Origin of the sequence: Enterobacter cloacae complex sp. GF14B (assembly GCF_004136805.1) — a bacterium.
Taxonomy (GTDB): domain Bacteria; phylum Pseudomonadota; class Gammaproteobacteria; order Enterobacterales; family Enterobacteriaceae; genus Enterobacter; species Enterobacter hormaechei_C.
This window is the reverse complement of record NZ_QFRV01000095.1, coordinates 1-13,292: the sequence shown is the minus strand read 5'-3', so window position 1 is coordinate 13,292 and position 13,292 is coordinate 1. Positions and strand designations below refer to the sequence as shown.

The 13,292-nt window shown below is 54.4% G+C and carries 14 protein-coding genes; 7 read left to right on the top strand and 7 right to left on the bottom strand.

Annotation, left to right across the window (positions count from 1 at the left end):
* From DD606_RS21570 to lipA, 6 genes are all read left to right on the top strand, one after another.
* The coding region (locus DD606_RS21570; RefSeq protein WP_176691457.1) for an SPOR domain-containing protein at positions 1-276 on the top strand (276 nt) is incomplete at its 5' end.
* A gap of 138 nt (positions 277-414) precedes the next feature.
* Positions 415-1,626: a D-alanyl-D-alanine carboxypeptidase DacA gene (dacA, locus tag DD606_RS21565; RefSeq protein WP_003858714.1), complete on the top strand. Its 1,212-nt coding sequence runs from the start codon at positions 415-417 to the stop codon at positions 1,624-1,626.
* Positions 1,627-1,733: 107 nt separating this feature from the next.
* Complete coding sequence (ybeD, locus tag DD606_RS21560) at positions 1,734-1,997, top strand: DUF493 family protein YbeD (RefSeq protein WP_003858718.1); 264 nt, start codon at positions 1,734-1,736, stop codon at positions 1,995-1,997.
* A gap of 94 nt (positions 1,998-2,091) precedes the next feature.
* The gene (gene lipB, locus DD606_RS21555) at positions 2,092-2,733 is read left to right on the top strand and encodes a lipoyl(octanoyl) transferase LipB (RefSeq protein ID WP_032608853.1); all 642 of its coding nucleotides are present in this window, start codon (positions 2,092-2,094) and stop codon (positions 2,731-2,733) included.
* A 291-nt stretch (positions 2,734-3,024) separates the two neighbouring features.
* On the top strand, positions 3,025-3,978 hold the full coding sequence (locus DD606_RS21550; protein ID WP_023315623.1) for a YbeF family transcriptional regulator: 954 nt from the start codon (positions 3,025-3,027) through the stop codon (positions 3,976-3,978).
* Between the two features lie 207 nt (positions 3,979-4,185).
* Positions 4,186-5,151, top strand: a complete 966-nt coding sequence (lipA, locus tag DD606_RS21545) for a lipoyl synthase (protein WP_006809637.1) — start codon at positions 4,186-4,188, stop codon at positions 5,149-5,151.
* 80 nt (positions 5,152-5,231) lie between these two features.
* Here lipA and tatE read toward each other — a convergent pair whose 3' ends face one another.
* Together tatE and DD606_RS21535 are read right to left on the bottom strand one after the other, a co-directional pair.
* On the bottom strand, positions 5,232-5,435 hold the full coding sequence (gene tatE, locus DD606_RS21540) for a twin-arginine translocase subunit TatE (protein ID WP_003858723.1): 204 nt from the start codon (positions 5,433-5,435) through the stop codon (positions 5,232-5,234).
* A gap of 125 nt (positions 5,436-5,560) precedes the next feature.
* On the bottom strand, positions 5,561-6,349 hold the full coding sequence (locus DD606_RS21535; RefSeq protein ID WP_045896883.1) for a deaminated glutathione amidase: 789 nt from the start codon (positions 6,347-6,349) through the stop codon (positions 5,561-5,563).
* Positions 6,350-6,416: 67 nt separating this feature from the next.
* Here DD606_RS21535 and crcB point away from each other — a divergent pair, with 67 nt between their 5' ends.
* A complete protein-coding gene (gene crcB / locus DD606_RS21530; protein ID WP_017382474.1) occupies positions 6,417-6,800 on the top strand; it encodes a fluoride efflux transporter CrcB in 384 nt (127 codons plus the stop codon).
* Between the two features lie 219 nt (positions 6,801-7,019).
* Here the strand turns inward: crcB and cspE are convergent, their stop codons facing one another.
* The 5 genes from cspE to DD606_RS21505 all read right to left on the bottom strand — a co-directional run.
* The gene (gene cspE, locus DD606_RS21525; protein WP_002439184.1) at positions 7,020-7,229 is read right to left on the bottom strand and encodes a transcription antiterminator/RNA stability regulator CspE; all 210 of its coding nucleotides are present in this window, start codon (positions 7,227-7,229) and stop codon (positions 7,020-7,022) included.
* A 190-nt stretch (positions 7,230-7,419) separates the two neighbouring features.
* A complete protein-coding gene (pagP, locus tag DD606_RS21520; protein ID WP_129259107.1) occupies positions 7,420-8,037 on the bottom strand; it encodes a lipid IV(A) palmitoyltransferase PagP in 618 nt (205 codons plus the stop codon).
* A gap of 119 nt (positions 8,038-8,156) precedes the next feature.
* Positions 8,157-11,273 (bottom strand): efflux RND transporter permease subunit, encoded by a 3,117-nt coding sequence (locus tag DD606_RS21515; protein ID WP_129259105.1) that lies wholly within the window; start codon positions 11,271-11,273, stop codon positions 8,157-8,159.
* Complete coding sequence (locus DD606_RS21510) at positions 11,270-12,469, bottom strand: efflux RND transporter periplasmic adaptor subunit (protein ID WP_129259103.1); 1,200 nt, start codon at positions 12,467-12,469, stop codon at positions 11,270-11,272. The genes DD606_RS21515 and DD606_RS21510 overlap by 4 nt, the downstream gene beginning before the upstream one ends.
* Positions 12,466-13,292 (bottom strand): TolC family protein (locus DD606_RS21505; protein WP_129259101.1); only part of this gene is annotated, 827 nt, incomplete at its 5' end. The genes DD606_RS21505 and DD606_RS21510, both read right to left, overlap by 4 nt.

Below are 13,292 nucleotides of genomic sequence, written 5' to 3'. Positions count from 1 at the left end.
CCGTTGACCGCGCCTGCTGCTACGCAGACTGCGGCGCCTGCGACGGCGAGCGGCAGCTACGTGGTTCAGGTTGGCGCTGTCAGCGATCGGACCCGTGCAGAGCAATATCAGCAGCGTTTAAGCAAACAGTTTGGCGTGCCAGGCCGCGTTGAGCAAAACGGTGCGGTATGGCGTATCCAGATGGGTCCGTTTGCCAGCAAATCGCAGGCAGCATCCCTGCAACAGCGTTTGCAGAGCGAGGCGCAGCTCCAGTCGTTTATCGCTGTTGCAAAATAATTATTCGGTGGTATCCGAAATGTCAGTTTGTGTAAACCACGTTAACACTCTCATGATGAAAGTCGGATGCCTGCCCGTATAGCATTTGCTATAGTAAGGCACTTTTTTAATTCCATCACGGATGTCGTAGTTCTGACCATGAAGACCACTTTTTCTGCTCGTTTTGTGCAGCGCATGGCGCTGACCACGGCCCTTTGCGCTGCTGCGTTCTCCGCAGCTCACGCGGATGACCTGAACATCAAGACCATGATCCCTGGCGTTCCGCAGATCGACGCGGAATCCTACATCCTGATTGATTACAACTCCGGCAAAGTTCTGGCAGAACAGAACGCCGATGCCCGCCGCGATCCGGCCAGCCTGACCAAAATGATGACCAGCTATGTTATCGGCCAGGCTATGAAAGCAGGCAAATTCAAAGAAACCGACCTGGTGACTATCGGTAACGATGCGTGGGCAACCGGCAACCCCGTGTTCAAAGGTTCATCGCTGATGTTCCTGAAACCTGGCATGCAGGTTCCGGTCTCTCAGCTTATCCGTGGCATCAACTTGCAGTCCGGTAACGACGCCTGCGTGGCCATGGCTGATTTTGCCGCGGGCAGCCAGGACGCGTTTGTGGGCCTGATGAACAGCTACGTCTCCGCGCTGGGTCTGAAAAACAGCCACTTCCAGACCGTTCACGGCCTGGACGCCGAGGGTCAGTACAGCTCCGCGCGTGACATGGCGCTGATCGGTCAGGCGCTGATCCGCGACGTGCCAAACGAGTACTCTATCTACAAAGAGAAAGAGTTCACCTTCAACGGCATTCGTCAGACCAACCGTAACGGCCTGCTGTGGGACAACAGCCTGAACGTCGACGGTATCAAAACCGGCCACACCGACAAAGCTGGCTATAACCTGGTGGCCTCCGCCACTGAAGGCCAGATGCGTCTGATCTCTGCCGTGATGGGGGGGCGTACGTTTAAAGGACGCGAAACGGAAAGCAAAAAACTGCTGACCTGGGGCTTCCGCTTCTTCGAAACCGTGAACCCGCTGAAAGCCGGTAAAGAATTTGCCTCTGAACCTGTCTGGTTTGGCGATAACGACCGCGCTTCCCTGGGCGTGGACAAAGATCTCTATCTGACTATCCCACGCGGTCGTATGAAAGATCTGAAAGCCAGCTATGTGCTGAATACCACCGAGCTGCACGCCCCGCTGCAAAAGAATCAGGTCGTGGGTACTATCAACTTCCAGCTGGATGGCAAAACCATCGATCAACGCCCGCTGGTGGTGCTGGAGGAGATTCCTGAAGGCAATTTCTTCGGCAAAATCATTGATTACATTAAGCTGATGTTCCATCACTGGTTTGGTTAAAAATTGAACACTTGAAAGTGTGATTTTGATCCCCATATACTACGTATCAGTAAAACTCCCGCCCCGTGGCGGGAGTTATTATTTTTTACACACACGCCGGAGCTGACATGAAAACCAAACTTAACGAACTGCTTGAATTCCCTACCCCTTTTACTTACAAAGTAATGGGTCTGGCGAAACCTGAGCTGGTTGATCAGGTGGTTGAAGTGGTACAGCGCCATGCGCCGGGCGACTACTCTCCATCAGTCAAACCGAGCAGCAAAGGTAATTACCACTCGGTCTCAATCACCATCACTGCGACACACATTGAGCAGGTTGAGACGCTGTACGAAGAGCTCGGCAATATCGAAATTGTTCGTATGGTGCTGTAGTCCCTCTGCGGTTACCCGGTTTGCCGGGTAACCCACTTCCCCGCTGTGATATACTCCGCGTTACCTATTCTCCCTTGTCTTCGGAGACGTCCTTTTGTACCAGGATAAAATTCTTGTTCGCCATCTTGGGATACAGCCTTACGAGCCAGTCTCTCAGGCTATGCATGACTTTACCGATATGCGCGATGACACCACCCCTGATGAAATCTGGCTGGTTGAACACATGCCGGTGTTTACTCAGGGCCAGGCAGGAAAAGCCGAACATTTATTGATGACGGGTGATATCCCGGTGATCCAGAGCGATCGCGGTGGACAGGTAACCTACCACGGCCCGGGCCAGCAGGTAATGTATGTCCTGCTTAACCTGAAACGCAGAAAGCTGGGCGTACGTGAGCTCGTGACCTTACTGGAACAGACCGTGGTGAACACGCTCGCTGAGTACGGTATCGACGCTCATCCTCGCGCCGATGCCCCGGGCGTCTACGTGGGAGAGAAGAAAATCTGTTCGCTGGGGCTGCGTATCCGTAAAGGCTGCTCGTTCCACGGGCTGGCGCTGAATATCAATATGGATCTCACCCCTTTCCAGCGCATCAACCCATGCGGGTATGCGGGTATGGAAATGACGCAAATGCGCCAGTGGGTCACTACCGCCACGCCTGAGAATATCCGCCCCGTGCTTCTGAAGAAGTTTTTAGCGCTGCTTAACAATCCTGACCACGAATATATTGCTGCTTAACACACTTCCGGCAGTGGTTCGGTTATTTGACCAGCCACTGCTTAATTGCCGCATTTACGCTTTACAATAAACCGCATATTCTATATTTTCGAGTCGCCCATATATTAGCGTCCCATATTAATTAGAACCTTAATAGTACCATCACCGGGTATCGTGTAACGTGCGTGATAATCACCCAACTGCTTGTTTTCGATAAACAAGGGAAACTTACGAAACACTTTACGAATCTCTGCAAGCATAATAAATAAATTCAACTATCATTCATATTGTGAATGGATACGGAGTAAGAGCGTGGAGCCTACTAATTTACCAGCCAAACGCCTGAATGAAACCAGCGGCGAAGATAAGCCGCAAATTTTCCGGACTTTACGTAATATTGATCTCAATTTATTGACTATTTTTGAGGCGGTATATGTCCACAAAGGTATCGTTAATGCTGCGAAAATTCTTAATCTCACACCCTCTGCTATTAGCCAGTCAATTCAAAAATTGCGCGCGATATTTCCCGATCCCTTATTTATTCGTAAAGGCCAGGGCGTAACCCCCACCGCGTACGCAACCCATCTGCATGAGTACATCAGCCAGGGTCTGGAATCGATTCTGGGCGCGCTGGATCTCACCGGCAGTTACGATAAGCAACGAACCATCACCATAGGCACTTCTCCCTCTGTGGGCGTTCTGGTCATGCCCGCTATTTACCAGGCTGTTAAACAGCATGCGCCACAGCTGCTGATCCGCAATGTGCCCGTTAACGATCCGGAAACTCAGCTGGCGCAATTCCAGACGGACCTGATCATCGACAGCAACAGCTTCGCGGCCAGAGCATTAGGGCATAACGTTCTCTATACCGACTCTCTGGCGCTCGTTTGTCGTCAGAATCATCCTGTATTGAGCGCACCTTTAACGCCTGAAAATTTGCGTCATTACGAACATGCAACCTTTATGTCCGAGGGGCAGGGCCCGGACCCGCTGCGCCAGCGTATTGACGAACTGTTCCCGGACCGTCTGATCAGCTTCAGCAGTTACAATATGTTTACCCTCGCGGCCCTGATTGGCAGCAGCGATTTGCTCTGTATTATGCCTGTGCGTCTCTTCGCTTTACTTCAAAAATGCTGGCCGCTGGAGAGCATTCCATTGAGTCAACTTACGACGGAATCTGTTGAAATCTCACTGCATTACAACAAGCTAAGCCTGCGCGATCCGGTGCTGGAAAACGTCATTAACGTGATCCGCCAGGCTTTCTGATCCCGCCTTTCAGCGCAAGCCCCTGCCGCAAGCGGGGCAAAAGGCACAAAACAACAACTATTTTACAAATTGGCGACCTGGCAGGCTGCTTTATCGCCCCTTTAAATGATATACTGCCTGTCGTTCGTTCAAAAATAGTTGATAATTACAACATTCCCTTGAATTGAAACGCTTTCCTTCGATATTCGCAACTGGAACACGCACGCTATGAGTAAACCCATTGTGATGGAACGCGGTGTTAAATACCGCGATGCCGATAAAATGGCCCTTATCCCGGTTAAAAACGTGGCTACAGAGCGCGAGGCGCTGTTAAGAAAACCGGAATGGATGAAAATCAAACTTCCGGCCGACTCTTCGCGTATCCAGGGGATCAAAGCGGCGATGCGCAAAAATGGTCTTCACTCTGTCTGTGAAGAGGCCTCGTGCCCTAACCTTGCTGAATGTTTCAATCACGGTACCGCGACATTTATGATTCTGGGTGCCATCTGCACCCGCCGCTGTCCGTTCTGTGACGTTGCCCATGGCCGTCCCGTTGCGCCAGACGCTAACGAACCGCAAAAACTGGCGCAGACGATTGCCGATATGGCGCTGCGTTATGTTGTTATTACCTCCGTTGACCGTGACGATCTGCGCGATGGCGGTGCTCAGCATTTTGCTGACTGTATTACCGCCATCCGCGAAAAAAGCCCGAACATTAAGATTGAGACGCTGGTGCCGGATTTCCGTGGCCGTATGGATCGCGCGCTCGATATCCTGACCGCGACGCCACCAGACGTGTTCAACCACAACCTGGAGAACGTACCGCGTATCTACCGTCAGGTACGTCCCGGTGCAGACTACAACTGGTCGCTGAAGCTGCTGGAACGCTTTAAAGAAGCCCATCCGCATATTCCAACCAAGTCTGGTCTGATGGTCGGCCTGGGTGAAACCAACGCTGAGATCATTGAAGTGATGCGCGATCTGCGCCGCCACGGCGTCACCATGCTGACGCTGGGCCAGTACCTCCAGCCAAGCCGTCACCACCTGCCTGTACAGCGTTACGTAAGCCCGGATGAGTTCGATGAAATGAAAGCCGAAGCGATGGCGATGGGCTTTACCCATGCCGCGTGCGGTCCGTTTGTTCGCTCCTCTTATCACGCCGATATGCAGGCGAAGGGCGAAGAAGTGAAATAAAGCTGTAAAATTTATTTACAGTAAAACAAAAAACCGGCCTCGTGAGCCGGTTTTTTTATGCAAGCCTTGCAGCATTGCCATTACTCTTTGTGTGAAAGCTTCTGTGCAGTGATGTCATCTTCGGCACTTTTCTTCGCTGCCGCGTCGTCATCGTTCATTGCTTTCTTAAAGCCCTTAATGGCAGCACCCAGGTCTCCACCCAGCGTGCGTAACTTCTTGGTACCGAACAGCAGGACGACCAGTGCGGCAACCACCAGCAGTTTGGTAATACTAATCTCACCCATAAATACCTTCTTTACATGAAACAGGCTGCATTCCGCCAAAAAACCTGAACGTATTAACGGTCATTTGGCGCGTGCACACAATAGCAATCTGTAACAAGGTGAATCAAGCATTGTTGAAAAAAACATCACATTAATTGCGGTGGCGCAAACCTGCGGTTGCGCAGAACAGGTAATTGCTGCCGCGCAAGCGCTATTCGGGCTGAAATTATCTCCGTCAGCAATAACGCAGGCCTCTCCGCTGCCGCAACAACCGTCACCCCCAGCGGATCGACAACCCTGCTCTGCCCAATATTTTTGTTACCACATTCACCCGCGGCTACCACGTAACAGGTGGTATCCAGCGCGCGTGCTGCCAGCAGCGTCGCCCAGTGATGCTCCTTAAGCGGTCCTTTGACCCACGCGGCGGGCAGAACCAGCACCTCCGCCCCCTGCAATGCCAGGTTCAGCGCCAGCTCGGGAAAACGGATATCGTAGCAGGTCATCAGGCCAACCTTAAAACCCTCCACCTCAATCAGCGGCGGAATTACACTCCCCGGATCGACCAGGCGCGACTCCTGAACGCTGAACGCATCATACAGATGAAGTTTGGCGTAGCTCGCGACAATGGCACCCTCACGTATCGCCACCAGCGTGTTCACCGCGCGCCCCGGCGAGGACGGAATATGGACCGTCAATATGGTGGTGAGCGTGTTGCCAACGCTTTCGGCCAGCAGTCGTTTCAGAAACGCCCCTTCCAGCGTTTGCGCAGACTTTACCGACAGGTCCGGATCGCCATCATCACGGGCCAGTAACGCCTCGGGAAGTACCAGCAACGACGCCCCCTTTTGCTTCGCCGCATGCATCAGGGAGACGCATTTTTCCGCGTTTTCATTCCAGTCCGGCGTCACCGCGAACTGCCCTACTGCAACATACATAATTGTCTCCCGGTCAAAAACAGCGTTACACTCGACGCACTTACACAGCAAATAGCAGGTATTGACAGTGTTACAACTACTTATAGCCGTTTTTATTGGTGGAGGCACGGGTAGCGTTGCGCGGTGGCTCTTAAGCATGCGGTTTAACCCTCTGCATCAGGCCATTCCGATGGGGACACTGGCGGCAAATCTGATCGGGGCGTTTATTATTGGGATGGGGCTGGCCTGGTTTAATCGCATGACCAACATCGACCCTATGTGGAAGGTTCTGATTACAACCGGTTTCTGCGGCGGCTTAACAACGTTTTCTACCTTCTCTGCGGAGGTAGTGTTTCTGTTTCAGGAAGGCCGGATGGGCTGGGCGCTGACGAACATTGCCGTTAACATGCTTGGCTCGTTTGCGATGACTGCGATCGCATTCTGGTTATTTTCCTCCGCCAGCGGACATTAAGCACGGCAACCTTAATGTTGGCTTAATTTTTCTCTGTCACTCTTGGCTCAATATTGAACGAGGGTGATAGCATGAAAGAAAATCTCTTAGGCGTGGGTATGGTATTGCTAAGCGTCGCGATCGTCGCCAGCTTCCTGAAGATCTATCTTATCGGTTGATTCAGAACGAAAAAAACCCGCTCATTGAGCGGGTTTTGAAATTCTTGCTGACGCGTCTGAATTACAGAGCGATTACGTTAGCAGCAGAAGGGCCTTTGGCACCGTTAGTGATTTCGAACTCTACGCGCTGACCTTCAGCCAGAGTTTTGAAACCATTAGACTGGATTGCAGAGAAGTGTACGAACACGTCTTTGCTGCCATCTTCAGGAGTAATGAAACCGAATCCTTTGGACTCATTAAACCACTTAACGTTACCTTTAATCTTAGACATCAAAATTACCTTTACATTAAAAAACGACACAAATGCTGTGTCGGGTATCAGTACAACAATTGTGAGGCGTTTTGTCCAGCGGATCTTTGATAAAAAGTGACAAAAGTCGCGTTAATTTTCGCTGTCCGATTTTTATTCTTTACATTTCCATGTCTGTGCATTTTTTGGCCGATTTAGCAGAAAAACTCAGTTAAAACTGAAACCGCATCCAGGCAAAGTAAACGTTACCGTTGTTATAGGTACCCGGTATGTAGGTCATCTGAAACGTCGCCGGACCGTAACCAATGGAGGCAAGCGGCAGCAGTACCGGAACAGGAATGTATTTCCAGTTATCACGCGCCGTAAACCCTGCCGTATAGCCCAGCCCGAGACGGAAGTTGTCGTCTGATAACGGACGCCAGGTTTTTTCCCAGCCGTAACCGCCAATAGGCTCCCATTTATTGTAGGAGTCCTTAAACGCCATCAGGTACAGGCCATGCCAGTTACCTTTTTCATCCCAGCGAGACTGACCGAAGCCGGCCCCCCACGGACGTTCGTTATAACGGTCTGTTTTTTCTTTATCGTAGGCGAAACGTGCATGCCACGTAATGGCCGGAATATAGAGATCGTAATGCTCAGGTTCATTCCATGTTTGCGCGACGTTATCCGTGAAGGTGGTGAACCAGCCTTTATCCGCTGTATTGCTGTCTGCATTAACAGCAAACGCACACGATAACTGCCCAATAATAAACAACAAAATCAGGGGGAATTTAATTCGTACAATCACAATGCCATTACCATATTTAGTATTCGGTGCAGAGCTTAACACAGAATACTTGAATGAACGCTTAACAGCATGGGTGTTATTCCTAATTACCATCCCGTTCCTGGGAATAATCTGAGGATACATAAACTGCATGCCTGAATAAGCACATGCAGTTGACATATTTAACGTTGATGTAACAATTTGTAGAGTGCGGGAATAACTAACATCGACAATAACGGTGCCGTTACCATGCCACCAATCATCGGCGCGGCAATACGTTGCATCACCTCCGAGCCACTCCCACTCCCCCACATGATGGGCAGCAGTCCTGCCATAATAGTGGCGACCGTCATCACCTTCGGACGCACGCGCAGCACGGCACCTTCGTGGATCGCCCGCATCAGCACCGTATTTCCCCCTTCTGGCTCCAGCCTGTGATATTTATCGATCGCATGATTCAAATAAAGAACCATAATTACGCCGAATTCTGCCGCCACTCCGGAAAGGGCGATAAAGCCAACGGCCCCCGCCACTGACAAATTATATTCAAGCAGCCACAATAACCACACGCCCCCAATAAGCGCGAACGGCAATGCCCCCATTATTATCAGGACATTTGATATCCGCCTGAAGGTTAACCATAAAAGGACGAATATAATCATCAGCGTGACAGGTAAAACTATTTTGAGCCTCGCGGTCGCCCGTTCCAGATATTCAAACTGCCCGGACCAGGAGAGAGACACGCCCTGCGGCAATACCACCTTCTCTCCCACCCGTTTTTGCATTTCATCCACGGCGGACTTCAGATCGCGCCCGCGCAAGTCAACATAGATCCAGCTGGAAAGGCGCGCGTTTTCACTTTTTAGCATCGGTGGGCCTTCCGTCACGACTATATCGGCCAATTCCCCCAGCGCCACCTGGCTACCGCTGGCGGTCACTACCGGCAACACCCGCAACGCGTCGACGTTATCACGTAAATCGCGGGGATAACGCAGGTTGATGGGATACCGCTCGCGTCCCTGGATCACCTCGCCAATGTTATCGCCCCCGACCAACGTGGAGACCAGGCTTTGCAGTTCATCGACGGAAACGCCGTAGCGCGCGGCTTTTTGCCGATCGATACGAATATCCACGTAGCGTCCGCCTTCCAGACGCTCCGCCAGCGCAGAGGAGACGCCAGGAACGTCCTTCACCACCTGCTCAATCTGCCGGGCCACACGCTCAATGTCGGCAATATTATTGCCGTTCACCTTAATGCCGACCGGGCTTTTGATCCCGGTTGCCAGCATGTCCAGGCGGTTACGGACAGGCGGCACCCACACATTGGCAATGCCCGGCAGCGACACGGTTTTATCGAGCTCCTCCACCAGCTTTTGCGGCGTCATTCCTGGCCGCCACTGCTCGCGGGGCTTAAAGTGGATGGTTGTTTCCAGCATGGTTAATGGCGCGGGATCGGTTGCCGACTCCGCCCGACCGGCTTTGCCAAACACGCTCGCCACCTCCGGGACGCTTTTGATCAAGCGGTCCGTCTGCTGAAGCAGCCGTGATGCCTCGCGAGCAGAGATCCCCGGCAGCGTGGAGGGCATATAGAGTAAATCTCCTTCTTCCAGCGGCGGCATAAATTCGCTTCCCAGGCGGCTCAGCGGCCAGAGCGTGGCGATCAGCAGCAGACATGCCAGTGCCAGCGTCGTTTTCGGGAAGGTCAGTACCTTGTCCAGCAGCGGCTCATACAGGCGGATCAGGAGGCGGTTGATCGGGTTTGCCTTCTCATCCGGGATTTTCCCGCGAATGAAAAAGCCCATTAGCACCGGCACCAGGGTGATCCCAAGCCCGGCGGCCACGGCCATCGACCAGGTTTTGGTGAACGCCAGCGGCGAGAACATTCTCCCCTCCTGCGCTTCCAGCGAAAAAACCGGTATAAATGACAGCGTGATGATTAACAGGCTGCAAAACAGCGCCGGTCCCACTTCAACCGCCGCCTTTTCCGCCAGACGCCAGTATTCCCCCGGCGCGGGCTCCTTGCCCGGATTATCATGCCGCCACAGCTCCAGCACCTTGTGCATGTTTTCAATCATCACAATTGCGGCATCCACCATCGCCCCGATGGCAATGGCGATCCCGCCGAGCGACATCATATTCGCGTTAATGCCCTGATAGTGCATCACCACAAAAGCCCCGAGGATCCCCAGCGGCAGAGAGACCATCGCCACCAGCGCGGAGCGCAGGTGGAACAGGAACAGCGCACACACCAGTACCACCACGGCAAACTCTTCGAGCAGCTTGTGCGTCAGCGTTTTGACCGAGTCCTCAATCAGCGTGGAACGATCGTAGACCGGAACAATCTCGACGCCCTGCGGCAGCGTTTTTTGCAGCTCGCTCAGTTTCGCTTTTACCGCGCGAAGGGTTTCCAGCGCGTTCTGCCCGTAGCGCATCACGATTACGCCGCCAGCAACCTCCCCTTCACCGTTAAGCTCCGCCACACCCCGGCGGATCTCCGGGCCAATGCCAATGGTGGCGACATCTTTCAGCAGGACAGGTACGCCATCGCGGGTGGCGATCACCACATTGCGAAAATCCTCCAGCGAGCGCAAATAGCCCGTTGTCCGCACCATATACTCCGCTTCGCCCATCTCCAGCAGGGCGCCGCCGCTCTCCTTATTGGCGGCCTGCACCGCGCCGGATAGCTGGCTGTGGGTAATATTCAGCGCGCGCATTTTCGCCGGGTCCGCCACGATCTGATACTGACGCACCATTCCGCCAATACTTGCCACCTCAGATACATTCGGTACCGTCTTAAGCTCGAACTTAAGCGTCCAGTCCTGTAGGGCCCGCAGATCTGCCAGGCTGTGTTTTCCACTACGGTCGATCAGTGCATATTCGTAGATCCAGCCGACGCCCGTCGCATCCGGCCCCAGCGACACCTTCACGCCCGGCGGAAACTGCGCCTGTACCTGGCTTAAATATTCCAGCACCCGGGATCGCGCCCAGTAGAGATCGGTGCCATCCTCAAACAGCACATACACATAAGCGTCACCAAACATTGAAAAACCGCGCACGGTTTTGGCGCCCGGCACAGACAACATGGAGGTTGTCAGCGGCCAGGTCACCTGATCTTCAATCACCTGCGGCGCTTTCCCGGGGTAACTCGCTTTGATAATGACCTGCACATCAGACAGATCGGGCAACGCGTCCAGCGGCGCGCGCTGCACCGCCCACCAGCCCCAGCTGGCCATCATCAGTGCGGCCAGGATCACCAGCAGGCGGTTACGCAACGAGGCGCGAATCACAGCGGCAATCATGGCGTCACCTCCGGCATCACGCTACGCAGGCTGGCTTCGGAATCAATGAGGAATTGCCCGGACGTCACCACCTTATCGCCCTGTTTGACCCCGGACAGGATCGCCGTCCAGCCCTGCGCCGTCAGGCCGGTTGTCACCGTCACAGGCCGGAAATAACCGTCCCCGGTAGCCAGCAGCAGACGCGCAGACTCTCCGCTGTTAATCACCGCCTCTTCCGGCACCGCCAGCACCGGCGGGCCTTTCATCTCTTCCGCACGCCTGACGGAGAGGTACATACCCGGCTTCAGCTTATGTGCGGAATTTTCCAGCACGATACGGGCTTTCAGGGTTCGCGTGGTCGTCTCCATCTGCGGCAGCAATTCGCTGACCGTGCCGTGGAATTGCTCCCCCGGCCAGCTTTCTGACGTTGCGACCACGTTGCTGCCCACTGCCAGAGACTGCGCCTGCGTTTGCGGGTAATCGACCACCAGCCAGACCGGATCGAGCCTGGCGATCTCAAACAGCGGCGCCGTTGCGGTGATTTGCGCCCCTTCCCGCACGTCCAGTTTCACCACATACCCCGCCCGGTCAGCGCGCAGGGTGAGCGTGGTCTGCGGCTTACCGCTACGCTCCAGCAAACGAATGACCTCTTCCGGCATAAACTGCAACGCCAGCCGCTCGCGTGCGGCGCGGGTCAATGCGGCATCGCCAAGCTGACGAACCGCGAGATACTCCTGCTGGGCGGTGGTCCACTGCGGGATCCACAGTTGCGCCAGCGCCTCTCCGGCTTTCACCTGCTGCTGCGGCGCATTAACAAACAATTTTGACACCACGCCATTGGCCGGGGCTGACACCACCGAGACGTTACGTTCATCCGTTGCAACCGTGGCAAAGGCCGAGAACGGCGAAACCAGCTGGCGCATCTCAACGTTGGCGGTTTTCATCCCCAGGTTTTGCTGCTGTTGAGTGCTGATGGCCACGCCTGACGCCGCCTGTGCTTCATCGGCGTAGCGCGGGACCAGATCCATATCCATAAAGGGGGATTTACCCGGCTTATCGAAGCGCTGACCGGGCACCATAGGGTCGTACCAGTAAAGCACCTTACGTTCAGAGGGTTGTGCAGCCGCAGCCGGCTGATGCGTCTGCTTCTTTCCGACAAAATAGCCGCCAGCGGCAGCTATCGCGATGGCAATCGCCATTAACGTTGTTTTTTTCATTGCGCCAGCTCCTGCGGGATCAGCCAGTTCACGGCAGCCCAGGTTCGCGCCATTTCGCGCTCCGCCTGGTTCACCGCCAGTTCCGTATCCAGTACGCCACGACGCGCCTCCAGCAGGGCCGGAAGCGCCGACTGTCCAGAGCGATATTGCGCCGTCAGTACCGCCAGCCGTTGACGCTGCAACGGTAGTACCTCGTCCCGCTGTCGCTGCCACACCGTTTGCGCAGCCTGATACTGCGCCACCAGCGTTTGCACCTGGGCAATGTGTTCGCGCTTGAGCAGCGTCAGTTGATCCACCGCCTGCATAGAGCGGGAAACATCGGCGGCGTAATCCTTGTCCTGACGTTTTGACTGGAACAGAGGCAGATCCACGCTGAACATCACGCCAGCCATATCGTCATAGCCTTCAGCGCGGTGGGCGTAATAGACCTCCACATCCACATCGGGTATCGCCGCCACAGCAGATTGCGCTGAACGCGCTTTCGCGGTCTCGGCTTCACGTCGTGCGGCCTCCACTTCCGGGTGCCTGACGATCCCCTCCTGCAACGTTTTTTCATCGGCAGGAAGACGCTGATAGCGCGGCAGCGGACCGCGAACCGCCGTAATCGCGTGCCCCGTAAGCTCCAGCAGACGGCTTTGCGCCAGCTGCACATCCCGCTGCGCCAGCGTCTCTTTGTCGCGCATGGAGCTGAGGATCATTTGCAGGGCCAGTACGCTGTCCGGCATTGCGCTTCCCGCCCCGACGCTCGCCTTCTGCACGCCGCGCTGACGTTCCGTTTCACGGACCAGCGTTCTGGCCGTGTTCAGTGCCTGCTGGGCCAGCG